Source organism: Pseudoxanthomonas sacheonensis (assembly GCF_031455975.1).
Classification (GTDB): Bacteria; Pseudomonadota; Gammaproteobacteria; order Xanthomonadales; family Xanthomonadaceae; genus Pseudoxanthomonas_A; species Pseudoxanthomonas_A sacheonensis_A.
The window spans coordinates 73,497-94,140 of record NZ_JAVDTT010000006.1 but is presented as its reverse complement, the minus strand read 5'-3'; the positions used below and the strand labels follow the sequence as shown (position 1 = coordinate 94,140).

Sequence of the window (20,644 nt, the reverse complement as noted above, 5' to 3'; positions counted from 1 at the left end):
TGCGCCTGCCCGAGGATTGCGGCACAATCGGCCGGCAGTCGCTCGCTCGTGCTGCATTCATATCTAGGGAGAGGTTTATGAAGTACGGGTTCGCGCGCCTGACGGCGCTAGCGGCGTTTTCGTTCATCTGCGCGGGTACCGCGCAAGCGCAGGTGGTGATCAGCCAGGTTTACGGCGGCGGCGGCAACTCCGGCGCCCCGCTGCGCAGCGATTACATCGAACTGCACAACAATTCCACCGCCACCGTCAGTCTGGACGGCTGGTCCGTGCAGTACGCCAGCGCCGCCGGCACCAGCTGGGCGCGCACCAACCTCAGCGGCAACATCCCGGCGGGTGGCTACTATCTGGTCAAGCAAGCGGACGGCGCCAACACCGCCGCGCCCGCGCTGCCCACGCCCGACGCCACCGGCACCATCGCCATGTCCGGTACCGCCGGCAAGGTAGCGCTGGTCAATTCGGTCGTCACCCTGAGCGGCGCCTGCCCCACGGGCAACATCGACTTCGTCGGTTTCGGCACTACCGCCAGCTGCGCGGAGGGCTCCAGCCCCACCGCCAACCTCAGCAACACCATCGCCGCCGTGCGCGCCGACAACGGTTGTACCGACAGCAACAACAACGCGGCCGATTTCGCGCTCTCCGCGCCGGCGCCGCGCAACGGAGCGTCCGCGGCGCTGGTCTGCGGCGGCGGCGGCCTGCCGATCCTGTCCGTGGCCGATGTCAGCCAGGATGAAGCCACCGGCAATTTCGCTTTCACCCTGACCCTCACCCAGCCTGCAGGCGCAGGTGGCGTCAGCGTGGACTACGCCACCGCCGACGGCACCGCGCAGGCGGGCACCGACTACACCGCCGGCACCGGCACGGTGACCATCGCCGAAGGCGCCGATTCGACTCAGGTCGTCATCGCGGTGGCCGACGACAGCGTGCAGGAAGCCGACGAAACCTTCTTCCTGGGCCTGGGCAACATCAGCGGCGCGGTCCTGGGCGATGCGCAGGCGCAGGCCACGATCGTCAACGACGACGTCACCCTGATTTCCATCCACGACATTCAGGGCAGCGGCGCGACTTCTCCGGTCGCCAACCAGTTGGTCACCACCACCGGTATCGTGACCGGGCGCAAGAGCAACGGCTTCTTCCTCCAGACCAGCGATGCCGAAGCCGATTCCGACCCGGCGACCTCGCAGGCCGTGTACGTATTCACTAGCGTCGCGCCGCCTGCGGCCGTCGCCGTCGGCAACCGGGTGCGCGTCAGCGGCACGGTGATCGAATACGTCCCCAGTACCGACCCGAACCAGTTGCCGTTGACCGAGATCACCGGCAACCCGAGCGTCGCCTTGCTTTCCACCGACAACCCGCTGCCCGTGCCGGTGCCGATGAGCACCAGCCTGCCGTCGCCGACCGGCGCGCTGGACCAGCTGGAACGCCTGGAAGGCATGCGCGTGACCGCCGCCAGCCTGACCGTGGTGGCCCCCACCCAGGGCAACACCAACGAACCCAACGCCACCGGCACCAGCAACGGCATCCTCAATGCCGTGGTCACCGGCACGCCGCGACCGTTCCGCGAAGCCGGCATCCAGGCGCCCGACCCGGCGCCTGCCGGCGGCAGCATTCCGCCGATTCCGCGCTGGGATTTCAACCCGGAACTGCTGACCATCGACAGCGACTCGCTGGGCGGTCCGACTTTCATCCTGAATCTGGCCGCCGGCGCGACGATCCAGGGAATGACCGGTCCGCTGGACTACGGCTTCCGCCGCTACACGATCCTGCGCGACCCGGCGGTCGCCATCACCACCTCTCCGGGCCCGTCGCCGCAGGCGGCGCGCGTAGCCAACCCGGATGAGTTCACGGTGGCCGCGTACAACCTGGAGCGCTTCTTCGACACGATGAACGATCCGAATACCGGCGAACCGGTGCTGACTGCGGCGGCGTTCGCCAACCGCCTCAACAAGGCTTCGCTCACCGTCCGCGACTTCCTCAATACGCCGGACATCCTGGCCACGGTGGAAGTGGAGAACCTGACCACGCTGCAGGCGCTGGCCAGCAAGATCAATGCCGACGCCGTGGCTGCCGGCCAGCCGGACCCGGACTACATCGCCTACCTGGAAGAAGGCAACGACGTGGGCGGCATCGACGTCGGCTTCCTGGTCAAGACCGCGGAAGTCGCCGCTGGCGTGGCGCGCGTGCAGGTGCTCGGCGTGACCCAGCAGGGCAAGGACACCACCTGGACCGAGCCCAGCGGCACGGTCAGCCTGCTCAACGACCGTCCGCCGCTGGTGCTGGATGCGGTGGTGCATTACGCCGATGGCCGCACCTACCCGATCACCGCGATCGCGGTGCACCAGCGTTCGCTCAACGACGTGGACAGCGTGGAAGCTTCCGGTCCGACCACCCTGGGCGACCGGGTGCGCCAGAAGCGCCAGAAGCAGGCCGAGTACCTGGCCAATCTGATCCAGTCGTTGCAGACCGCCGACCCGGCCAAGCGCATCGTCAGCCTGGGCGACTACAACGCGTTCGCGTTCAACGACGGCCTGGCCGACACCATGAACGTGGTGACCGGCACGCCCAGCGCGGACAACGAGACCGCGGTGCCGGGCGACGGCATCGACCTGGTCGATCCGGACCTGGTGAATCTGGGCGTGCTGGAACCGGAGAACGAACGCTATTCGTTCGTCTTCGGCGGCAATGCGCAGACCCTGGACCACGTACTGGTCAACGAACAGCTGATCCTGTCCAGCACCGCCTTCGGCCTGGACCACGCGCGCATCAACGCCGACTTCCCGGAAATCGCGCGCAACGATGCGAACTCGCCCTCGCGGCTGTCGGATCACGATCCGGTAGTGGCGTATTTCGAATCGCGCCATCGCGCCGACCTATCGGTCGCCGCCACGGCCGATACGGCGACGGTCAACGCGGGCGAAACCCTGCGCTATACGGCCACCGTGACCAACCTGGGTCCGGACGTGGCTGCCGCGACCGGTATCGGTTTCGCCCTGAACGCCGAGTCGACCACCTTCGCGGTGGTCGCGCCCAGCGGTTGGAATTGCGACGCGGCCCAGATCTCGGGCGGCATGACCTCGATCGCGTGCCACACCGATGCGCTGGCCAATGCGACGACCGCCTCGTTCTCGATCAGCGCCGTTTCCACCACGGCGCAGATCGGCGGCAGCGCCAATCTGGCGGTAGCCGCCACTACGCAGTCGTTCGACGCGGCGAGCACCAACAATGAAGCGGTGGCCGCCATCAGCGTCAACGCGCTGCCCACCGCGGACCTGGATCTGCAGTTGAGCGGCCCGGCCACCGTGCCGCGCTGGACGTTCTCGATTCCGTACACGGCGACGCTGCGCAACCTGGGCACGCTGGCGGCGGAACAGCCGGTGGTCGTGTTCAGCGGCAACACCATGAACGCCACCGCCACCGTCAACCCGCCCACAGGCTGGCAATGCCGCAAATACGGCACGGTCCGGCTCACGACGTTCCGTTGCAGCGCCCGCAACCCCCTGGCCGCGGGCGCCAGCGCGGATTTCCGGATTCGCGTCAACGCCCTGCCGATTCCGGCCAACCGCAGGCAGCAGGTCAATGGCGCGGCGACCACCACCACGCCGGAATCGAACACCGCCAACAACGACGCCAGCATCACCACCGTCATCGTGTTCTGAACATCGAGACGGCAGCTAGACAAGGAGACGCGGCTTCGGCCGCGTCTTTTTTTTGTGTGAACCATTGCCCTAGGATTGCTGCGCTGCACGACGGTTTTGCAACCCCGGTTCCTTAACATGGCGCGACTTATCATTGGTTTCACATGTAACGGGAACCCGACACGCGATGACCATCGCCGCAAAATTCGAGATCGAATACCTGCAATACCTGGGCCCGGACGGGAAACAGGTCCGCGACGACCTGCCCGAGGCCGCGCGCGATACCCAGCGCTTGAAGGAACTGTTCAAGCAGATGCTGTTCGTGCGCACCTTCGACACCAAGTCGGTAGCCCTGCAGCGCACCGGCAAGCTGGGCACCTACGCCTCCTGCTTGGGCCATGAAGCCACCCACGTGGGCATCGGCGCTTCTACGCTTCCGGAAGACACCTTCGCGCCGAGCTATCGCGAATACGGCGCCCAGTTCATGCGCGGCGTGCGCCCCCGCGAAGTGCTGTTGTACTGGGGCGGCGACGAACGCGGCAACGACTTCGCCGTGCCGCGCCACGATTTCGCCTGGTGCGTGCCCATTTCCACCCAATGCCTGCATGCGGCCGGCGCGGCGCTGGCGTTCAAGCTGCGCGGCGAAAAGCGCGTCGCAGTCAGCACCTGCGGCGACGGCGGTTCTTCCAAAACCGATTTCTACGCCGCACTGAATTCCGGCGGCGCGTACCAGTTGCCGCTGGTGCTGTGCGTGATCAACAACGGCTGGGCCATCTCGGTACCGCGCTCGGCGCAGACCGGCGCGCAGACATTGGCGCAGAAAGGCATCGCCGGCGGCGTGTTCTGCCTGCAGGTGGACGGCAACGATCTGATCGCGGTGCTGGAAGCCATGCGCATTGCCACCGAGCGCGCGCGCAGCGGCCAAGGCACCAGCGTGCTGGAATTCGTCACCTACCGTCTGGGCGACCACACCACCGCCGACGATGCGCGCCGCTATCGCGAAGACGCGGAAGTGAAGTCGGCCTGGGAACGCGACCCCGTCACCCGCCTGCGTACCTGGCTCACCGCGCAGCAGTTGTGGAGCGAGGCGGAAGAAACCGCATGGAAGGAAGAATGCGGGCGGCTGGTCGACATCGAGGTCAACGCCTACCTGGAGACGCCGGTGCAACCGGTGGAGGCGATGTTCGATTATCTCTACGCCGACCCGCCGCCGGAACTGCTCGCCCAACGCGCCGCCGCTATCGCCGCGGAGAACAGGCCATGAACGTCGAAGTAGCCAAGACCGTGACCACAGCGCCCGGCGCCTCCGCCGACCAGGCTGCCAAAGCCGCCCTGCCGATCACCCTGATCGAGGCGATCACCCAGGCCCTGGCCTGGGAAATCGCCCACGACGACTCGGTGGTGGTGCTGGGCGAGGATGTGGGCGTCAACGGCGGCGTGTTCCGCGCCACCGCCGGCCTGCAGCAGCGTTTCGGTTCCGATCGCATCCTGGACACGCCGCTGGACGAGACCACCATCGCCGGACTGACCGTCGGCATGGCCGCGATGGGCATGAAGCCGGTGGCCGAGGCCCAGTTCGACGGCTTCGTCTATCCGATGGTGGACCACCTGGTCTGCCACGCCGCGCGCATGCGCTATCGCACGCGCGGTCGCCTGCATTGCCCGATGGTGTTGCGCGTGCCGTGGGGCGGTGGCATCCGCGCGCCGGAGCATCATTCCGAGGCCAACGAATCCATCTTCACCAACGTGCCCGGTCTGCGCGTGGTCATGCCCTCCTCGCCGCAGCGCGCGTACGGATTGTTGTTGGCCGCGATCCGCGATCCGGATCCGGTGATCTATATGGAGCCCAAGCGCATCTACCGCCAGTACAAGGAACTGGTGACCGACGACGGCGAAGCGCTGCCGCTGGACGTGTGTTTCGTGCTGCGCGACGGCGGCGATGTGACCCTGGTGACCTGGGGCGCGCAGGTCAAGGAAACGCTGGAAGCCGCCGACGCCCTGGCCAAGCAAGGCATCAGCGCCGAAGTGATCGACGTGGCCACGCTGAAGCCGCTGGACTTCGACACCATCGCCGAATCGGTCAGCAAGACCGGGCGTTGCGTGATCGTGCACGAAGCGCCGCGCACGGCGGGCTTCGGCGCGGAGATCGCCGCGCGCCTGGCCGAGCAATCCATGTACGACCTGGTGGCGCCGGTGGAGCGCGTCACCGGTTACGACACGCATATCCCGCTGTTCCGGCTGGAGATGAAATACCTGCCCAGCGTCGACAAGATCGTCGCCGCCGCCAAACGCGTCCTGGCCGCCGGCTGATGCAACGCGCCCGCGTCATCGCCGAGCATCGATCTCCGGACCGTCCGTCGATCCGTGTCTCGGCCGGCGACTCGGTCACTTTGGGCGAACGCGACAGCGACTGGCCGCAGTTCGTCTGGGCCACGCTGGCGCAGGGACTGGGCGGCTGGATACCGGCGGCGCTGTTCGACCGCGATACGGGCATGGCCACCGCGCTGGGTGACTACGATACGCGCGAGTTGGCGACCATCATCGGCGAATCCATCAATGTCCACTACGAGCAGGAAGGTTGGTGGTGGGCGGAAAACGCGAAGGGTGAGAGCGGCTGGATACCGGCGCGCGCCATCGAGCTGATCGAAGGCGACCCGACCTGATTCTTGTAGAACCGAGTGCGTTCGACTGCTCTTTGCGCTGAATAAAAAAAGCGACAGGGCAAGCTCGGCTCTACAAAGCACAAACAACACAACCTGGATTTCCGATGAGCGACAGCAAGACTTTCAATCTTCCCGATCTGGGCGAAGGCCTGCCCGACGCCACCATCGTCGAATGGTTCGTCAAGGAAGGCGATGTGATCCGCCTGGACGAACCTTTGGTGTCGATGGAAACCGCCAAGGCGATCGTGGAGGTCCCTTCGCCGGTGTCCGGCAAGGTGCTCAAGTTGGCGGGCAACGCCGGCGATATCGTGGTGACGGGCACCATGCTGGCCGAGTTCCAGCCCGACCCCAGCCTGCCGCAACGCGCCGACGGGCAGGACACCGGGCATGCGCACACACCACCTGCAGCCGTGGGAGCGGCGTCCCGCCGCGAGCTTCCCGCTGAAAGCACCGAAGCAAAAGATCGCGCCGGGGACGGCGCTCCCACGACTTCCGAACGCGACGATGCAGGCACCGTGGTCGGCGCCATGCAGAGCTCCAACGCTGTGCACCAGGAGCAGGCGGTAGCTGTCGGCGGAATCAGGGCGATGCCGGCCGTACGCGCACTGGCCAAGAAACTGGGGCTGGATCTTTCCCGCATTCGCGCCACCGGTTCCGAGGGCACGGTAACGATGGCGGACGTGAAAGCAGCGGCAGCCGGCGGCGATGCCGCTTTGCTCCCCTCTCCCACCGGGAGAGGGGTCGGGGGTGAGGGTACGGCGCAAGCGCTCGAAACCGTTCGGCCCTCTTCTCCCGAGATGAGGAGGGAAGAGCAACGCACCCAGCTTTCCGCTTCCGGCAAACCCATGCGCACCCAGCCGCCCGGCGTCTCGGTCAGCGGCCAACCGGAACAGCTCAAAGGCGTTCGCCGCAACATGGCACGGGTCATGGCCGACGCGCATGCCAAGGTCGTCCCCACCACGCTCAACGACGACGCCGACGTGCACGCCTGGGTGCCCGGCAACGACGTCACCGTGCGCCTGATCCGTTCCATCGTGCGCGCCTGCAAGGCGGTGCCGGCATTGAACGCCTGGTTCGACGGCGAAAAACTCAGCCGTACCCTGCATCCTCAAGTGGATATCGGCATCGCGGTCGATACCGACGACGGTCTGTTCGTCCCTGCGCTGCGCAACGCCGACATCCTGGATGCGCGCGGCATCCGCGAAGGCGTCAACCGTTTGCGCGCGCAGGTGGAAGACCGCAGCATCGCCGCTTCGGAACTCAGCGGCTACACCATTTCCCTGTCCAACTTCGGCATGTTCGCCGGCCGCTACGCCACGCCGGTGGTGGTGCCGCCCTGCGTGGCCATCGTGGCCGCCGGTCGCGCGCGCCACCAGGTCATGCCGATCATGGGCGGTTTCGAATCGCACAAGATCATCCCGCTGTCGGTCACTTTCAATCACCGCGCCGCGACTGGCGGGGAAGCCGCGCGTTTCCTCAAGGCCATGATCGACGACCTGGCGCTCGCCACGTAGGGCGGGCATTGCCCGCCGCTTTCCTCACATACCACGCCATGGCGGGCAGTGCCCGCCCTACGGAGAGCATATGACGCATCGCAGCCGATTGGCCGGTTTCATCATCGATTGCAAACGCGGCTCGCTCGAATCGTCCGCCGATTTCTGGAGCCAGGCGCTGGGCATGGAAGTGCAGGACTACGATGAGGACGGACTGGGCCTCTATGCGCCGCTCAGCGATGGACCCGGCGGATTGCACATCGAGGTGCAGAAGGTGTCGCATCCCTCGCGCGTGCACCTGGATATCGAGACCGACGATATCGAAGCGGAAGTCGCGCGGCTGGAGAAGCTGGGCGCCAAACGCATCGAATTCGTGCGCGAACGCTGGTGGGTGATGGAAGCGCCCAGCGGACACCGCTTTTGCGTGGTGCCGATGGCCAAGAAGTCGTCGCGCGCGAAACCCAACGCCTGGAAATAGATACCGCGTGCGCAGGAACGTCGTAGGAGCGACGTGAGTCGCGAATTGGCGCTGCCAGGGGAAAATAATCGCGACTCACGTCGCTCCTACACAGGTTGAGTCAGCGCTTGTCGCGATCCAACCACGAGGCCAAACCTTGGGCGTTGAGCTCGACGTCCATGTGCAACACCTTCCCCACGCCCGCATCGTCCAGCAAGCAACCATGTTCACGGGCACGCCGTAGATAGAGCAAGGCAAGCGCGTCCTTGATCCGCTGATGCCGATCCGGCATGCCATCGAACTCGCGGCCGATCTCCACCATGGCATCGATCTGCGTGTATAGATCCTCGGCGAGTCGCCGCACGTCGCCCACCCGGCCGTAATGGGTCAGGTACATCCATTGCGGCTCGCGCGACAGCAAGCGGCCGATGGAATCCTTCAGCTTCTCCGGTTCGAACTGCACCGGCGTGGAAGTGGGAACCACGAACGCACCCTGGGCGCTATCCAGCTCGCGATAGGACAGGCCGAAGGTGTCGCCGGTGAACCAGCTGCGGCTGCGTGCGTCCCAGACGCAGTGGTGGTGGCGCGCATGTCCCGGCGTATCGATGAACTCCAGCGCGCGGCCGGCCAGCGAAACGACCTGCCCGTCCTCGACCACCTGCACGCGTTGTTCGGCGACCGCCAGAATCTGTCCGTAGCTGCGCCGCATTTCGTCTTCGCCGTACACGGCGGTGGCGCCGGCGATCAATTTGGAAGGATCGATCAGGTGCGGCGCCGCGCGCGGGTGCGCGATCAAGCGGGCGTTGGGCAAATGCCGCATCAGCAGGCCGGCGCCGCCGGCATGGTCCAGATGTACGTGGGTGACGATCAGCCAATCGACGTCGGCCGGAGTCAATCCGGCGCCGTCCAACGCCGACAGCAACAGAGGAACGGAATGATTGGTGCCGCAATCGATGAAGGCGCCGCGGCCGTTCTCGACGATCAGATAGGCTGCATCGAAATGGTCGCGCTGGAACGCGGTGTCGATGGTATGGATGCCGTGCTCGTTCATCTGGTGATCCCGTTCAATCGCGAGGAGCGACTTAACCCCGCGACAGCCACCAGCTGCGCAACGGGATGGCGACCGTCAGCACGAACAGGAACGCGCCATACGCCACCAGCGTGGCCAGCACCTGTTTCCAGATGGCGCCGGTGCCCACATCGGCCAGGCCCAGCGCATAGCCCCACTGCATGCCGACGAAGCTGAGCACGAAAGCGACGGCCAGGGCGGTCAGGTCGAATGCTTTGCGGCGCGCATTGCGGGGTTGGCGTGGAAACAGCCAGTACAGCGAACCCAGCAGCAGGAACCACGGCAAGAACAGAATGAGCGCGAGGTACGGCATCAGGCGTCGGCCTCGCGCAGCTGCCCGAGCGCCGTCAGTACCTCCTGCACCGGCACCAACAGGTTGATCTCCGGCGTCTCCATCGCATCGGCTTGATCGGCGCGTTTCAACACCGCAATCAGCTGGCCCGCCTCTTTCGGCGAATCGAAGCCGTTGCTCTGCACCAGCAATACGCCGTTGCCATCGAGAAATTTGAAATAGAAGCGGTTGTCGGTGTCGCGATACTGCTTGAACGAAGGCGGCGTCGACTTCTGCAGCGACTTGTCCTGCGCCTCGGAACGATGAGAGAGATCGCGCAAGCCCACCGCCTGCCGCAATTCCGCGAGGAATGGCGTGGCGTACTTTTCGCGCAGCCTGCGCGCGCCGTCGCGCAGGATCGATTCGATCTCGCCGGGCCTCGCGATCAACGCGTGGTAGCGCTCGCGCATCGGTGCGACCTCGGCATCGATGCGTTCGAACAGTTGCTGCTTGGCGTCGCCCCAGCCGATGCCCTCAGCGAAGGCCTGGCGCATCTGCGCGGTTTCTTCGGCGCTGGCGAAGGCCTGATAGAGCTGGAACACGTGCGAGCCTTCGGCTTCTTTGGCCTCGCCCGGCAGGCGCGAATCGGTCACGATGGAAGCGATCAACTTGCGCATTTCCTCGCGCGGCGCGAACAAGGGAATGGTGTTGTCGTAGCTCTTGCTCATCTTGCGGCCGTCCAAACCGGGCAAGGTGGCGACGTTCTCCTCGATCGCCGCTTCCGGCAGGGTGAAATACTCACCGCCGAACAGGTGGTTGAAGCGCTGGCCGAAATCGCGCGCCATCTCGATGTGTTGCACCTGGTCGCGGCCCACCGGCACCTTGTTCGCGTTGAACAGCAGGATGTCGGCCGCCATCAGCACCGGATACATGAACAGGCCCGCGCTGATGCCCGCATCGTCGTCCTCTTCTTCGGCGCGGTTGCGGTCCACCGAGGCTTTGTAGGCGTGCGCGCGGTTGAGCACGCCCTTGCCGGCCACACAGGTCAGGAACCAGTTGAGCTCGCTGATCTCGGGGATATCGGACTGACGGTAGAACCACACCTTGTCCGGTTCCAGCCCGGCCGCCAGCCAGGTCGCGGCGATTTCCAGGGTGGAACGCTGCACGCGGGTGGCATCCTGCACCTTGACCAAGCTGTGCAGGTCGGCCAGGAAATAGAAGCTCTCGACCCCGGAAGCGCGACTGGTCGCGATAGCCGGACGCACCGCGCCCACGTAGTTGCCGAGGTGCGGGGTGCCGGAGGTGGTGATACCGGTAAGGACGCGGGTCATTCGTGAAAGTTGCCTGGGACTGAATGCGCCAAGTTTAACCGTGCGGTGGGAGCGGCGTCCTGTGGGAGCGGCGTCCCGCCGCGAGCTCTTGCTCTTGTCATTCCTACCTCCAGCGCAATCGTAAGTGCAGTTGGACAATCGAAGAGAAAAGCTCGCGGCGGGACGCCGCTCCCACGGCCAACGGCCGCTAAACGCGATCAACCCCACTGGCAAAGCCGGCGCGTTCCCTGTCATGCCCACCAAGGAGAACGACCATGTTCCGCAAAACCGTCCTGATGTCGCTGGCGCTGCTGCTGACCGGCGCCTGCTCACCCCTTTCCGCAAGGCCATTGGTGGATGTCTCGGTCGTGGACCGCGACACCGGCGAATGGCTGCGCGAATACCCGCACCGCGGCGACACCTGGGTGGCCGGCACACCCGGCAACCGCTACGGCGTGCGCCTGACCAACACCACCGGCGAACGCGTGCTGGTGGTGTTGTCGGTCGACGGCATCAATGCCGTCACCGGCGAAACCGCCGCGCCTTCGCAAGCCGGCTACGTACTTGAGCCCTGGGAAAGCGCCGAAATCGCCGGCTGGCGCAAATCGCTGGACGACATCGCCCAGTTCGTGTTCACCGACCTGGGCGACAGCTACGCGGCGCGCACCGGACGCCCGCACAACGTCGGCGTGATCGGCGTGGCGGTGTTCCAGGAATCGCGCCCGCGTTATTACCCGATGCCGGCGCCTTCCCTGAGACGCGACCGCGAATACGAGCGCGACGCAGCCAAGTCCGCCTCAGCCCCCGCTGCGCGAGGCGCCATCCAGGAACAGGCCGCCGACAGCGCCGCGCGCCAGAGCATGGGAACCGGGCATGGCCAGCGCGAATGGTCGCCGGTGGGCCAGACCGAGTTCGTGCGCGCCACCCGCAGCCCGGCGCAGATCAGCGAACTGCGTTACGACGACGCGCACCGCCTGATGGCCATCGGAGCGATGCCACGGCAGTACCCGCGTTACGACCGCCGCGATCCCGCTCCGCGCGCGTTCCCCAACGGATTCGTTGCGGATCCTTCACGCTGAATGGCGCGTCGATTGGCCAAGCGGTAAAAAAGACAACGGGCCGAACGGCCCGTTGTCGTATCAGTATGCGGGGACGGAGTCAGTTGCGGATGTCGGATTTATTAAGGCTGCGCGCGAAGTCGTCGACTTCTGTGTGGGCGCGGTCGCGATCCCAGCCATAACGCTCCTGCAGCTTGCCTGCGAGATATTCCGAATTGCCTTCGGCGACCTTGAAATCGTCATCGGTCAGGTCGCCCCACTTGGCTTGTATCTTGCCTTTCAACTGCTTCCAGTTACCGGCGATGGTGTCCTTGTTCATGGGCTTGCCTCTTGAGGAAATCACGGCGGTGATACCGTATGCGCAGCATCGCATTAGCCCCGTTTTCGCAAGGTCAAACCTGCGTAAAACGCACCGTAACGCCATTCATGTCTCAGGTTGAACGGCGCATTCCGGCTATAAAGAAAAGGGCCGGTTTCCCGGCCCTTTCCATGGCGTATCGACTACGCCGCATTCAACGCACGATCGCTGTAATCAGCACTTGGCGTCTTTGCAATCTTCGGCTTTGTCTTCTACTTTCTCACCGACCTTCTGCACATCCTTGCCCGCGCCCGCCATGGTGTTGCAGCCGGCCAGCATTCCCATCGAGAACATGGACAGCACCATCAATGCCAGTAAACGCTTCATATTGGTTCCTCCTGATTAAAAGTAGGTCTTGCCAGTTGCCGTACGCAATCGGAACGATCCCCGGACAACCTTGGGCATACGCTGACCGGTGCCGCATTCATCCCGCGTGAACGCGCGACCCCGCATTCAGTTCCGACTCAGTCCCGCATCAGCGTCGACTTTCCAAACAGGCTTTCCACCAGATCCACCACCAGTTCCGCAGTCAGGTTGCGCGTATCGATCACCGGATTGAGCTCCACGATATCCAGCGACAACAGGCGGCCGGTGTCGGCGATCATTTCCATCACCAGTTGCGCCTCACGATAATTGGGGCCGCCGAGTACGGTGGTGCCGACGCCGGGCGCGATGCTGGGATCCAGGAAATCCACATCGAAGCTGACGTGCACGTGCGTGTTTTCGTCCACGCCCTCCAGCGCCGCTTCCATGGTGCGCTTCATCCCGTTCTCGTCGATATAACGCATGTCGTAGACATCGATGCCATTGTCCTTGATCAGGCGCTTTTCTTCCGCGTCCACCGAACGGATGCCGATCTGGCGCAGATCCCGCGCATCCATCGCCGGGAAATCGCGGCCCAGCCGGGTCAACGCGTCGGGCCCGATCCCGCACAGACAGGCGACCGGCATGCCGTGGATGTTGCCCGACGGCGTGACCTCGCTGGTGTTGAAATCCGAATGCGCATCCAGCCAGATCACGCGCAGCCGCTTGCCGGTATCGCGGCAGTGCTGCGCCACCGCGGTGATCGCGCCCATGCCCAGACAGTGGTCGCCGCCGAGCATGATCGGCATGCGTCCGAGCTGCAGCTCCGCGGTCGTCGCATGCATCAATTCGCGGTTCCAGGCCACCACTTCGTCCAGATGGCGATATCCGTTCACCGGCGCCAGCCAAGGGTTTACCGGGCCGTTGAGGTTGCCTCGGTCGGCGACTTCGACACCGCGCGCGGCCAGGGCCTCGCCCAGGCCCGCAATACGCAAGGCGTCCGGTCCCATGCGCGCGCCGCGATGCCCGGCGCCGATGTCGGTAGGCACGCCAATCAGAGAAACGGGTGGGAAAGTTCGACTCATCTGCAATCTTCAAGCTGCGCAAGGGCTGACGAGTCTAGCTGCGATCGCCGCAGCGTACTGTGGCGGTGCAGCAAGACTCGCCGCTAATGCGGCCTTAACGGCCGCCAGTGAGGCTTAACTTCGGTCTCACGCCTCAATCACGGCCCTGTCACCGCCCATCCCGAACACTGCCGGCGCAGGGAAACAAAGATCGCCGGAGATTGCCATGGGCACCGTTCGTGACATTCGTTCGACCCCGCAGGATGTGATGCTGGATATAGACGCCGAACTCCGGCACTGGCGCGGTTGCTATCGCGAGAGCGCTTTCCATCGTAGTTCGCGCGAGTTCGACGACTACATCCCCACCTTGAAATTCGGCTACGACCTCTATCTGCTCAATTACCGCGTCGAGCTCGATGAGTTGCTCGCCACGCTCGAACAACGCTACCAACGCAGCATCCCGGAATGGCAGCGGCTCGACTGGCCGCTGAGCGAAGCGATCATCCGCGAAACCTGGAAGCGGATGAAGAGCGGACAGTCCTGGCGACGGATGCAACCATTGGGTCACGATCACGGCTTCAGCGGCGCTGCTGCGTCGATGTGACCGCGAAGAGAGCGATCGCGAAAGGCGAATGAGCGCATAGCAGCGCGATGGTGCCGGCACCCGGATTCGAACTGGGGACCTACCGCTTACAAGGCGGTTGCTCTACCAACTGAGCTATGCCGGCATGGCTGGTGCGCGGTGCGCGTCGCAGAATGCGTACGGAAAACCGCGGACGCGGATTCTACCGCAGCAGAGCACAATCGAGCGAACGCGATTGCAGGGCGTCGGTCCCGCTTTGCAACCCTGACGCAGTAACGCCGGCAGCGGCCGCGACATCCAGCCACCACTGCGCCGCCCCTTCATTGCCTATGGGCTGCAGTTGCGCATCGAATCCGGCCGCCCGCAGCGCGGACTGGCGGCGTTCCGCGCCTTCGCGGCTGCGGTAGCGACCCAGGGCGATGCCGTTGGTCTGCGCGCCGCTGTTCACCACCAGATAGTCGTCGAAACCCGCGGCGCCTATGCGCTGTGCGAGCGCCTGGGCGGCTTCGCGATCGGCCTGGGGCGGCAAGACCACGTTGTAGCCCTGTGCCGCCTTGCCGGGAATTTCGCGCGGGTTGCTGCGGCTGGCTTGGCTGCCCAGGCGTGCCGCCGCCGATTTGGCTGCTGCCTGGTCGGCGAAGGGTCCGACGCTGAAGCACTGCGCGGGTGCTGCCGGTTTCGCGACGGGAGCAACAGCTGGTGCGGCGACGATGGGAGCAGCCGACGCCGTGGGTGCCGGTGGCTGCGGAACAACCGCTGCGGCTTTTCCGCTTTCACTGAGCAATTGCAGCCTAGGTACCCCCGCCGGTTGCGCCGGAAGCGCGGGAGGAAGCGGTTCGGGGCGGGAAATCCACCAGGCGGCGACTCCCAGGTTCAACACGATGAGCAGGACGATCAGGGCGCGGATCAGCATTCGGCGGTTCCAGGGACCGTGCCCACGCGCGACCACGCAGCAAGCCCTTCCAGGACCAGCGCAGGCGCGCGAAGCGCATCGGGAAAATGGGGAGCGAGCATGTCAGCACCGCCGCCATGCAGCAACAGGGTGGGAACTTCGCCCAGCATCCGCGTCGCCTGGGCCAGACTGCGATCGATCAAGCCCAGGGCGGCGCCTTCGCAACCCGAGGCCAGGGCATCGACGGTGTCGGAAGCGAATTCCCGATAGTCGCCGCCATGCGGCGGCAACTGCACGGCAGCGGCATGCAGTGCTTCGCGCATGATTCTCGGCGAAGGCCCTATGCGTCCGCCACGATGCAATCCGTCTCGGTCCAGCAGATCGATGGTCAACGCAGTGCCGACTCCTGCAATCAACCAAGGTCCCGTCCCACGCCCATGCGCGGCAAGCAAGGCCAGGAATCGATCCACGCCCAGGCGAGCGGGTTCGGCATAAGCGGTGCGGACCCCCGCCAACCGGGCGCTGCTGCGCGCTAAGGAAATGCAACGGAATCGCTGGGTCAGCACTTCAATCACCGTCGCGCTGAGAGTGGGTGACGCTACGCTGGCGAGACAGGCCGAATCCGCGCGCTCCGGCAACAGTCGCTGCAACTCCCGAGCGAACTCCGTCTGCTCGTGCGCCAGCGCAACGACCTCACCCAGGCTGCCATCGTCGTGTAGCGGCGCGCACTTCAGGCGCGAATTCCCCAGATCGAACAACCATCGGCTCATTGCGCCCTCACACTGACTTCACCCGCATGGAAAACGCGTTCTTCGCCATCGACCCGCACGCGCAGCGCGCCGTCTTCGGCGATGCCCGAGGCGATCCCGATCTGCGATTCCCCCGCCAAATGCACGACCACTTCGCGCCCCATCAGCGCGTCGAAACCCGCGTAGCGCGCCAGGAACGGGGTCAGCCCTTCGGCATCGAACTGGTCCAACGCAGGCAGCAAATGGGTGAGCAGTCGCGCAGCGACCGCGTTGCGCGAAGGCGTCGGATCCATGAGTCGCGCCAGATCGGTCCAGGGTTGGTCGAGCGTCGCGGCCATCGTCTCGGGCATGCGCACGTTGAGGCCGAGGCCGATCACCGCACGCACCGGCCCGGCGTGTTCGCCACCGCCCTCCACCAGCAATCCGCCGAGCTTGCGTCCCTCCACCACCAGATCGTTGGGCCACTTCAGGCGCACGTCGACGTAGCCCGATTCATGCAGCGCCTCTGCCGTGGCTACGCCTGCGACCAGACTCAAGCCGCCAAGCCGCGCCAGGCCGCCGGAGAATTGCCGCGACAGCGACAGATAAAGATGCGCGGCCAACGGCGAAGTCCAGGTTTTCCCGCGGCGCCCGCGCCCACCGGTCTGACGTTCGGCGATCAATGCCGCCACGCCGTGCGCAGGGGTCTCGCGGCGAAGCAGTTCGCTGTTGGTGGAGTCCAGCAACCAGGCGATCTCCAGCGAGGCAAGGCCGGCACGCACGAAAGGCGGAAGCGCTTCGATGATGGCCTCGGCCTGCAACAGTTCGACCGGATGGCGCAGCGTATAGCCCCGGCCGGCTTGCGCATCGATTTCCACGCCGGCTTCGCGCAGGGCTTCGATGCGTTTCCACATCGCCGCGCGGGTCAGTCCCGCCTCCTGCGCCAGCGCGTCGCCCGACACGGGGCCGGCGATAAGCCGCTGCAGGATTCCGCGTTCGCCGCTCACTTGCACCTGCGCGGCAGGCGTGCGGCGAGAATCAGCGCGGGGGACAGGACAAAGGTGGACATGCCGTAATTATGCGCGAGATGGGTAGTTTGTCAGGGCGACACCGGTTCCGACCATGACGATGCCCCCTTGAGGTTGTTGCGTTCCTGCAACGCCATTAAGGGAAGGTCCGAATACCCAACTCCGTTCGTGGTGAGCCTGTCGAACCACGCTCTTGGCGAGATAAGGCAGGGCACGACAGCTCCGTTTTTTGCGGAAAAAGCGCGCCTCGGTAGGCGAACGGATTCTTTTGTCGCTCGCACTTGTGGGTGCTTTCGGATCTTTCATAGTCGCAGCATGCCGTTCTGGCGCACCGAGCACAGAGAGTCTGCATGAACGCCGCAACGGCCATGCTGCACTGCAGCAGCCGATAGTCGGCAAAGACGGTTCCCGTCCGCAAACGGGCCGGGAACCGCGCTATAGTTCGCGCGGTCAGAGCGTCCGCCAGACAGGAGTCTCCCATGCTGCGTCTCAGCCTAGCCTTGTTGTTGATCTGCGCCAGCGCCCACGCCCTGGCCCAGAACGGACGTAATGCGCCGCCCAATCCGGGTGCCTGCCAGGAAACCGAAGCGGTCGCGCGCGACGACGCGGCGCAGGCAGGCGCTGCGCATCCCAAGGCCACCGCTGCCCGCAACAAGTACGCCAAGCCCGCATCGGCTTCCCCCGGAGGTGGAGGTGGTGGTGGCGATGAGGACGGCCTGCAGCGTGTGCGCGGCTCCAAATGGCACAGTTTCCTGCCGGGCATGTTCCGCTGACCGGATCGTGGTTCGGCTGGCTCAACCGCCAGCCCCGCTCTGTCGATAGCGAACTCTGGGCCGAAACCCGCCGGTCGCTTCCGCTATTGCATGGAATGGATGCGACTCGGGACGCTGTCCTGCAATCGCTGGTGGCGCGCTTCCTGCACGACAAGACCATCACCCCACTCGCCGACCTCACCTTGAATGCCACGGCGCGCACGCAGTTGGCGGCGCTGTGCTGCCTGCCGCTGATGGAATTCGGAGAGAAGGGATTGCGCGGCTGGTCGCAGCTGCTGGTTTACCCGGACGCCTTTCGCGTGCAGCGCAGCCATGAGGATGCGGCCGGCGTACTGCACGAATTCGAGGACGAACTCATCGGCGAATCGTGGGAGGCTGGCCCATTGATCCTGTCTTGGGCCGACGTGCAGGCGGACCTGGCCGACCCCTTCGCTGGCTACTGCGTGGCCATCCACGAAATGGCGCACAAGCTGGACGCGTTGGATGGTGCGATGGACGGCACTCCACCGCTGCCGCGTCGCTGGCAACGCGAATGGGCCGCGGATTTTCAGCGCGAATACGATGCGTTCTGCGACGAAGTGGATCGCGGGCGCGACACGGTCATCGATGCCTACGCTTCCGAATCGCCGGAAGAATTCTTCGCCGTGACCAGCGAATATCATTTCTCCGCGCCCGCGCTGTTGCAGACGGAGATGCCGAAAGTCGCCATGCACCTGCAACGCTTCTACGGCCCCGCGCCGGCATCGCCGCCGTAGGAGCGACGTAAGTCGCGAGACAAAAACAGGATGGGGAGTTACAGGCCCTGCGGCAGAATCACTTCGAAACGCGCCCCGCCCAATTCCTGCGAACGCGTCACTTGCAGCTCGCCGCGATAGCCCCGCACCAAGTCCTGCACGATCGCCAGCCCGATACCGTGCCCCTGCACGCGCTCGTCGCCGCGCACGCCACGCTGCAGGATATGGGCGACATCTTCCTCGGCGATGCCGGGACCGTCGTCGTCCACCGCCAGCAGCAGGCCGGCGCGGCGGTTGCCTACGGTCTTGGTGGGCGTGGCGGTCAGCAGCACGCGCGAACGCGCCCACTTGAACGCGTTCTCCAGCAGGTTGCCCATCAGTTCCTGCAAATCGCCCGGCTCGCCGTGGAAACGCGCATCCGGGTGGATATCGAATTCGCAGATCACGCCCTTGGCGGCGTAGACCTTTTCCAGGCCACGCACGATTTCCTCGGCGTTGGACTCGATCGGCACCGGCGCGGCGAACAACGCATGGCCGCTGGAAGCCGCACGCGCCAGTTGATAGGACACCAGGTTGTTCATGCGCTTCAACTGCGTATCCAGTTCCTCGCGCAGGGCGACGGCGTGGATGCCCTCGTCCAGTTGCGAACGCAGTACCGCCAGCGGCGTCTTCAGACTATGGGCAAGATCGGCCAGCGTATTGCGCTGGCGGTCCAGGTTCTCGCGCTCGCTCTCGATGAAGGCGTTGATGCTGTCGGTCAGCGGTTCCAGCTCGCGCGGATGGCGCTCGGTCATGCGGCTGGCCTGCCCGCGCTGCACCCGGGTCAGTTCGTTGATCACCCGCTGCAACGGCCGCAGGCTCCAGTTGAGCACCGCCACCTGCAGCAGCAACAGGAACGCGCCCGCCGCGCCCAGGTACACCCACAAGGCGCCGCGGAAGGTGCGCAGCTGCGCACCCAACACACGAGAATCCTCGGAGACGTAGATCGAATACGGGAACTCGCCTTCCGGCGCGCGGTTGGCGTAGATCGTGCCCAGTCCGAAGCGATATACACCGCCTTCGTTGCCATCGATCTGGCGCATCGGCACCGGACCTTCAAAGGTTTCTTGCAGCGGTCTGAGCATGCTGGCCACCGGCAGGCTGGGACCCAGCGTGGAATCGGAGCCCCAACGCTCATTAGGTAGCACTACTTCGGCGTAAAGGCCGCTGCCGGGCTGGGTGAAACGCGGATCGACCGGCAGTTCCGGCGGAATCAGGGTGCCGTCGCGGCCGAATTCCAGCTTGTTGGCGTAGGAAATCGCATAGCCCTTCAGGCGATTGCGCAGGTTGAGCTCGGCGGTGCTGACGAAGGCGCGATCCAGCGCGTAACCGGCCAGGAACAGGAAAGCGACCAACCCGACGCTAGCGGCCAGCAACTGACGGGCGCGCAAAGAGCGCGGGCGCCATCCCTGAAAAGGATCGCGCCCGCTTGGTGTCGCAGCAGCGTCCGTCGCGCGCGGGGGCATCAGCCCTCGTGGTTGCGCGGGATGGCGAAGCGGTAGCCGCGGCCGCGCACGGTCTCGATCGGCTTCAGTTCGCCTTCCGGATCCAGCTTCTTGCGCAGGCGGCCGATGAAGACTTCCAGCACGTTGGAATCGCGGTCGAAGTCCTGCTGGTAGATGTGCTCGGTCAAATCGGCCTTCGACACCAGCTCGCCTGCGTGCATCATCAGGTACTCCAACACCTTGTATTCGTAGCTGGTCAGATCGATGTTGCCGCCGTTGACGCTGACCGTCTGCGCAGCGAGGTCGAGCGCGACCGGGCCGCATTCAAGCGTGGGCTTGCTCCAGCCGGCGGCACGGCGCAGCAGCGCGTTGACGCGGGCCAGCAACTCTTCCACATGGAACGGCTTGACCAGGTAATCGTCGGCGCCCTGCTTCAGGCCTTCCACTTTGTCTTGCCAGCTGGAACGCGCAGTCAGGATCAGCACCGGAAATTTCTTGCCCTCATCGCGCAGCGCCTTGATCAGCTCCATGCCCGACATCTTGGGCAGGCCCAGATCGATGATGCCCACGTCGAACGGCACTTCGCGGCCCATGTACAGGCCTTCCTCGCCGTCTTGCGCCGCATCCACGGCAAAGCCTTCGCGTTTGAGGCGGGCGGCCAGGGTTTCGCGGAGGGGGGCTTCATCTTCGACCAGCAAAATACGCATGGACACTCCTGTGACTAGAACTGGCGGCCAGCAGGCC

General features: G+C 65.2%; 21 protein-coding genes and 1 tRNA gene. 10 read left to right on the top strand and 12 right to left on the bottom strand.

Features of this window, described 5'->3' with window-relative positions:
- Positions 1-77: 77 nt before the first annotated feature.
- The 6 genes from J2W94_RS17940 (at position 78) to J2W94_RS17915 (ending at position 8,266) form a co-directional block, all read left to right on the top strand.
- Complete coding sequence (locus tag J2W94_RS17940; RefSeq protein WP_310096330.1) at positions 78-3,653, top strand: Calx-beta domain-containing protein; 3,576 nt, start codon at positions 78-80, stop codon at positions 3,651-3,653.
- A gap of 166 nt (positions 3,654-3,819) precedes the next feature.
- Positions 3,820-4,896: a pyruvate dehydrogenase (acetyl-transferring) E1 component subunit alpha gene (pdhA, locus tag J2W94_RS17935; RefSeq protein WP_310096328.1), complete on the top strand. Its 1,077-nt coding sequence runs from the start codon at positions 3,820-3,822 to the stop codon at positions 4,894-4,896.
- Positions 4,893-5,942 (top strand): alpha-ketoacid dehydrogenase subunit beta, encoded by a 1,050-nt coding sequence (locus J2W94_RS17930; protein WP_310096326.1) that lies wholly within the window; start codon positions 4,893-4,895, stop codon positions 5,940-5,942. The genes pdhA and J2W94_RS17930 overlap by 4 nt, the downstream gene beginning before the upstream one ends.
- Positions 5,942-6,295 (top strand): SH3 domain-containing protein, encoded by a 354-nt coding sequence (locus J2W94_RS17925; RefSeq protein ID WP_310096324.1) that lies wholly within the window; start codon positions 5,942-5,944, stop codon positions 6,293-6,295. The genes J2W94_RS17930 and J2W94_RS17925 overlap by 1 nt, the downstream gene beginning before the upstream one ends.
- 104 nt (positions 6,296-6,399) lie before the next feature.
- Complete coding sequence (locus J2W94_RS17920; RefSeq protein ID WP_310096322.1) at positions 6,400-7,809, top strand: dihydrolipoamide acetyltransferase family protein; 1,410 nt, start codon at positions 6,400-6,402, stop codon at positions 7,807-7,809.
- Positions 7,810-7,879: 70 nt separating this feature from the next.
- Positions 7,880-8,266, top strand: coding sequence for a VOC family protein (locus J2W94_RS17915; RefSeq protein WP_310096321.1), 387 nt, complete (start codon positions 7,880-7,882; stop codon positions 8,264-8,266).
- A gap of 100 nt (positions 8,267-8,366) precedes the next feature.
- Here the strand turns inward: J2W94_RS17915 and J2W94_RS17910 are convergent, their stop codons facing one another.
- From J2W94_RS17910 to J2W94_RS17900, 3 genes are read right to left on the bottom strand one after another with little or no spacing between them, the layout of a single operon-like run.
- Positions 8,367-9,296: an MBL fold metallo-hydrolase gene (locus tag J2W94_RS17910; protein WP_310096319.1), complete on the bottom strand. Its 930-nt coding sequence runs from the start codon at positions 9,294-9,296 to the stop codon at positions 8,367-8,369.
- Between the two features lie 31 nt (positions 9,297-9,327).
- Positions 9,328-9,627 carry a hypothetical protein gene (locus J2W94_RS17905; RefSeq protein WP_310096317.1) on the bottom strand — a complete coding sequence of 100 codons (300 nt, stop codon included), beginning with the start codon at positions 9,625-9,627 and terminating at the stop codon, positions 9,328-9,330.
- Positions 9,627-10,916: a tryptophan--tRNA ligase gene (locus tag J2W94_RS17900; RefSeq protein ID WP_310096315.1), complete on the bottom strand. Its 1,290-nt coding sequence runs from the start codon at positions 10,914-10,916 to the stop codon at positions 9,627-9,629. Before J2W94_RS17900 ends, J2W94_RS17905 begins: the two co-directional genes overlap by 1 nt.
- Before the next feature lie 254 nt (positions 10,917-11,170).
- Here J2W94_RS17900 and J2W94_RS17895 point away from each other — a divergent pair, with 254 nt between their 5' ends.
- Entirely contained in the window at positions 11,171-11,974 is an 804-nt protein-coding gene (locus J2W94_RS17895) for a hypothetical protein (RefSeq protein WP_310096313.1), read from the top strand.
- A 79-nt stretch (positions 11,975-12,053) separates the two neighbouring features.
- Here the strand turns inward: J2W94_RS17895 and J2W94_RS17890 are convergent, their stop codons facing one another.
- The 3 genes from J2W94_RS17890 to rocF form a co-directional block, all read right to left on the bottom strand.
- Positions 12,054-12,272: a CsbD family protein gene (locus tag J2W94_RS17890; protein ID WP_310096311.1), complete on the bottom strand. Its 219-nt coding sequence runs from the start codon at positions 12,270-12,272 to the stop codon at positions 12,054-12,056.
- A gap of 213 nt (positions 12,273-12,485) precedes the next feature.
- Positions 12,486-12,638, bottom strand: coding sequence for an entericidin A/B family lipoprotein (locus J2W94_RS17885; RefSeq protein ID WP_310096309.1), 153 nt, complete (start codon positions 12,636-12,638; stop codon positions 12,486-12,488).
- Positions 12,639-12,775: 137 nt separating this feature from the next.
- Positions 12,776-13,699 (bottom strand): arginase, encoded by a 924-nt coding sequence (rocF, locus tag J2W94_RS17880; protein ID WP_310096307.1) that lies wholly within the window; start codon positions 13,697-13,699, stop codon positions 12,776-12,778.
- Positions 13,700-13,904: 205 nt separating this feature from the next.
- On the opposite strand from rocF, the gene J2W94_RS17875 reads away from it, so the two are divergent.
- Complete coding sequence (locus J2W94_RS17875) at positions 13,905-14,282, top strand: hypothetical protein (RefSeq protein WP_310096305.1); 378 nt, start codon at positions 13,905-13,907, stop codon at positions 14,280-14,282.
- Between the two features lie 48 nt (positions 14,283-14,330).
- Here J2W94_RS17875 and J2W94_RS17870 read toward each other — a convergent pair.
- The 4 genes from J2W94_RS17870 to birA form a co-directional block, all read right to left on the bottom strand.
- Positions 14,331-14,406: transfer RNA gene (locus tag J2W94_RS17870), tRNA-Thr, on the bottom strand.
- Between the two features lie 57 nt (positions 14,407-14,463).
- Positions 14,464-15,174, bottom strand: coding sequence for an SPOR domain-containing protein (locus tag J2W94_RS17865; protein WP_310096302.1), 711 nt, complete (start codon positions 15,172-15,174; stop codon positions 14,464-14,466).
- The gene (locus tag J2W94_RS17860; RefSeq protein WP_310096300.1) at positions 15,168-15,923 is read right to left on the bottom strand and encodes a type III pantothenate kinase; all 756 of its coding nucleotides are present in this window, start codon (positions 15,921-15,923) and stop codon (positions 15,168-15,170) included. The genes J2W94_RS17865 and J2W94_RS17860 overlap by 7 nt, the downstream gene beginning before the upstream one ends.
- Positions 15,920-16,888, bottom strand: a complete 969-nt coding sequence (gene birA, locus J2W94_RS17855; protein WP_310096298.1) for a bifunctional biotin--[acetyl-CoA-carboxylase] ligase/biotin operon repressor BirA — start codon at positions 16,886-16,888, stop codon at positions 15,920-15,922. Before birA ends, J2W94_RS17860 begins: the two co-directional genes overlap by 4 nt.
- Before the next feature lie 500 nt (positions 16,889-17,388).
- On the opposite strand from birA, the gene J2W94_RS17850 reads away from it, so the two are divergent.
- Both J2W94_RS17850 and J2W94_RS17845 read left to right on the top strand, forming a co-directional pair.
- Positions 17,389-17,682 (top strand): hypothetical protein, encoded by a 294-nt coding sequence (locus J2W94_RS17850; RefSeq protein WP_310096296.1) that lies wholly within the window; start codon positions 17,389-17,391, stop codon positions 17,680-17,682.
- Positions 17,649-18,437, top strand: a complete 789-nt coding sequence (locus J2W94_RS17845) for a zinc-dependent peptidase (protein WP_310096294.1) — start codon at positions 17,649-17,651, stop codon at positions 18,435-18,437. Before J2W94_RS17850 ends, J2W94_RS17845 begins: the two co-directional genes overlap by 34 nt.
- Positions 18,438-18,475: 38 nt before the next feature.
- Here the strand turns inward: J2W94_RS17845 and J2W94_RS17840 are convergent, their stop codons facing one another.
- Complete coding sequence (locus J2W94_RS17840; protein ID WP_310096292.1) at positions 18,476-19,921, bottom strand: ATP-binding protein; 1,446 nt, start codon at positions 19,919-19,921, stop codon at positions 18,476-18,478.
- Positions 19,921-20,607, bottom strand: a complete 687-nt coding sequence (locus J2W94_RS17835) for a response regulator transcription factor (protein ID WP_093286361.1) — start codon at positions 20,605-20,607, stop codon at positions 19,921-19,923. Before J2W94_RS17835 ends, J2W94_RS17840 begins: the two co-directional genes overlap by 1 nt.
- Between the last annotated feature and the right edge of the window lie 37 nt (positions 20,608-20,644).

What these genes read in the sequence shown, in the direction of transcription:
- J2W94_RS17940 (WP_310096330.1), top strand. Translation starts at nt 78, where the DNA reads ATGAAGTACGGGTTCGCGCGCCTGACGGCGCTAGCGGCGTTTTCGTTC.
- pdhA (WP_310096328.1), top strand. Translation starts at nt 3,820, where the DNA reads ATGACCATCGCCGCAAAATTCGAGATCGAATACCTGCAATACCTGGGC.
- J2W94_RS17930 (WP_310096326.1), top strand. Translation starts at nt 4,893, where the DNA reads ATGAACGTCGAAGTAGCCAAGACCGTGACCACAGCGCCCGGCGCCTCC.
- J2W94_RS17925 (WP_310096324.1), top strand. Translation starts at nt 5,942, where the DNA reads ATGCAACGCGCCCGCGTCATCGCCGAGCATCGATCTCCGGACCGTCCG.
- J2W94_RS17920 (WP_310096322.1), top strand. Translation starts at nt 6,400, where the DNA reads ATGAGCGACAGCAAGACTTTCAATCTTCCCGATCTGGGCGAAGGCCTG.
- J2W94_RS17915 (WP_310096321.1), top strand. Translation starts at nt 7,880, where the DNA reads ATGACGCATCGCAGCCGATTGGCCGGTTTCATCATCGATTGCAAACGC.
- J2W94_RS17910 (WP_310096319.1), bottom strand. Translation starts at nt 9,296, where the DNA reads ATGAACGAGCACGGCATCCATACCATCGACACCGCGTTCCAGCGCGAC.
- J2W94_RS17905 (WP_310096317.1), bottom strand. Translation starts at nt 9,627, where the DNA reads ATGCCGTACCTCGCGCTCATTCTGTTCTTGCCGTGGTTCCTGCTGCTG.
- J2W94_RS17900 (WP_310096315.1), bottom strand. Translation starts at nt 10,916, where the DNA reads ATGACCCGCGTCCTTACCGGTATCACCACCTCCGGCACCCCGCACCTC.
- J2W94_RS17895 (WP_310096313.1), top strand. Translation starts at nt 11,171, where the DNA reads ATGTTCCGCAAAACCGTCCTGATGTCGCTGGCGCTGCTGCTGACCGGC.
- J2W94_RS17890 (WP_310096311.1), bottom strand. Translation starts at nt 12,272, where the DNA reads ATGAACAAGGACACCATCGCCGGTAACTGGAAGCAGTTGAAAGGCAAG.
- J2W94_RS17885 (WP_310096309.1), bottom strand. Translation starts at nt 12,638, where the DNA reads ATGAAGCGTTTACTGGCATTGATGGTGCTGTCCATGTTCTCGATGGGA.
- rocF (WP_310096307.1), bottom strand. Translation starts at nt 13,699, where the DNA reads ATGAGTCGAACTTTCCCACCCGTTTCTCTGATTGGCGTGCCTACCGAC.
- J2W94_RS17875 (WP_310096305.1), top strand. Translation starts at nt 13,905, where the DNA reads ATGGGCACCGTTCGTGACATTCGTTCGACCCCGCAGGATGTGATGCTG.
- J2W94_RS17865 (WP_310096302.1), bottom strand. Translation starts at nt 15,174, where the DNA reads ATGCTGATCCGCGCCCTGATCGTCCTGCTCATCGTGTTGAACCTGGGA.
- J2W94_RS17860 (WP_310096300.1), bottom strand. Translation starts at nt 15,923, where the DNA reads ATGAGCCGATGGTTGTTCGATCTGGGGAATTCGCGCCTGAAGTGCGCG.
- J2W94_RS17850 (WP_310096296.1), top strand. Translation starts at nt 17,389, where the DNA reads ATGCTGCGTCTCAGCCTAGCCTTGTTGTTGATCTGCGCCAGCGCCCAC.
- J2W94_RS17845 (WP_310096294.1), top strand. Translation starts at nt 17,649, where the DNA reads ATGGCACAGTTTCCTGCCGGGCATGTTCCGCTGACCGGATCGTGGTTC.
- J2W94_RS17840 (WP_310096292.1), bottom strand. Translation starts at nt 19,921, where the DNA reads ATGCCCCCGCGCGCGACGGACGCTGCTGCGACACCAAGCGGGCGCGAT.
- J2W94_RS17835 (WP_093286361.1), bottom strand. Translation starts at nt 20,607, where the DNA reads ATGCGTATTTTGCTGGTCGAAGATGAAGCCCCCCTCCGCGAAACCCTG.